Source organism: Legionella sp. (assembly GCF_965140895.1).
In the GTDB taxonomy this organism is placed as follows: domain Bacteria; phylum Pseudomonadota; class Gammaproteobacteria; order Legionellales; family Legionellaceae; genus Legionella.
On the sequence record NZ_CBCSKT010000107.1, the window covers coordinates 1 to 1,617 of the forward strand.

Sequence of the window (1,617 nt, forward strand, 5' to 3'; positions counted from 1 at the left end):
CTCTTGAAGGCCGAGTTACATTAAAAATCCATGATGAAACTCAAACAGGCAAAGTGTTCCGTTTAAGAAGCAAAGGAATGAAGTCGGTACGAGGACATGGTCAGGGCGATTTATTATGTAAAGTTGTCGTTGAAACTCCGGTAAATCTTTCTCGCGAGCAGAAAGATTTATTAACTCAATTACAAGAATCTTTAGAAAATGCTAAGGCAAATCATTCACCACGTATCAGTTCATGGTTTGCGGGAGTGAAAAAATTTTTTGAAGACATGAAATTTTGAGCTAATTAAGTTACAATGGCACATTATTTTTATGTGTAATTTATGCACATTTTTGTGCTTGTCAACATAGTTTGATTCAGGATTCAAACTATGTTGACTGATTACACACAACAAAGAGTGTGTCCGTGATGAATCAACCAGCAATTTTAGTGTTAGCCGATGGATCGGTGTATGAAGGAATTTCTGTAGGCGCTAGTGGTGACTGTGTTGGTGAACTGGTTTTTAATACCTCCTTAACTGGCTATCAGGAAATGCTTAGCGACCCCTCCTATGCCCGCCAAATTATTACCCTGACTTCCGCTCATGTGGGCAATACTGGTTGCACTTATGAGGACATGGAATCGAATACGGTTTGGGCTGCCGGTTTAGTGATGAGGAATTATTCCACCACCCACAGTAATTACCGCGCAGAACAATCACTTGGTGAATGGCTTAAGAAGCATGGAGTAGTTGCTATTGCTGAGATTGATACGCGCGATTTGACCTTAAGGTTGCGTGAGCATGGTGCAATTGGTGCTTGTATTAGTACCGATGTGAGTAATCCCGAACAGGTTCTGGCTAAGGCAAAATCATTCGCCGGTTTGCAGGGTATGGATTTAGCCTTGGAAGTTTCTCGAAAAACTACAGAACGCTGGCATGAGGGACGGGGAGAATGGGGATCTGCTTCTCGCCCACAGCAGTATCACGTAGTCGCTTATGATTTTGGTGTAAAGCACAATATTTTACGTATTTTATATGATAAAGGATGTCATCTCACTATCGTTCCAGCACAGACCTCTGCTGAAGAGGTATTGGCAATGGATCCAGATGGCATATTTTTATCAAATGGTCCCGGGGACCCAGATGCTTGCGATTATGCAATAAAAGCAACTCAAGAGTTTTTAAAACAGGGTATTCCGGTATTTGGCATTTGCCTTGGCTTCCAAATTTTAGCTTTAGCTTGTGGCGGAGAGACCAAAAAAATGAAATTTGGTCATCATGGGGCGAATCATCCAGTTATTGAAACTGAGGGTAGCCAACGCGTATTTATTACCAGCCAAAATCATGGATTCACCGTGGATGAAAATAGCTTGCCAGAATGTTTGGCAGTGACTCATCGTTCTTTATTTGATGGGACTTTACAAGGTATTCGTCATAAAGAAAAACCTGCGCTTGGTTTCCAAGGTCATCCTGAAGCAAGCCCCGGACCCCACGATATAGAAATAATATTTAATGAATTTGTAAAATTAATGGGATAACCCCCTTTAAAGAGGATTTACAATGAATGAACGCTTTGTCTTCACTTCCGAATCGGTTTCTGAAGGACACCCGGATAAGATAGCAGACCAGATTTCTGATG

The 1,617-nt window shown here is 41.5% G+C and carries 3 protein-coding genes; all 3 read left to right on the forward strand.

Features of this window, described 5'->3' with window-relative positions:
- The coding region (locus ACQY7T_RS11295; protein ID WP_428413472.1) for a DnaJ C-terminal domain-containing protein at window positions 1-278 on the forward strand (278 nt) is incomplete at its 5' end.
- A gap of 125 nt (window positions 279-403) precedes the next feature.
- Window positions 404-1,516, forward strand: a complete 1,113-nt coding sequence (carA, locus tag ACQY7T_RS11300; RefSeq protein WP_428413474.1) for a glutamine-hydrolyzing carbamoyl-phosphate synthase small subunit — start codon at window positions 404-406, stop codon at window positions 1,514-1,516.
- A gap of 22 nt (window positions 1,517-1,538) precedes the next feature.
- Window positions 1,539-1,617, forward strand: a 79-nt coding sequence (locus ACQY7T_RS11305) for an S-adenosylmethionine synthetase N-terminal domain-containing protein (RefSeq protein WP_428413476.1), incomplete at its 3' end; no start/stop codon positions are given.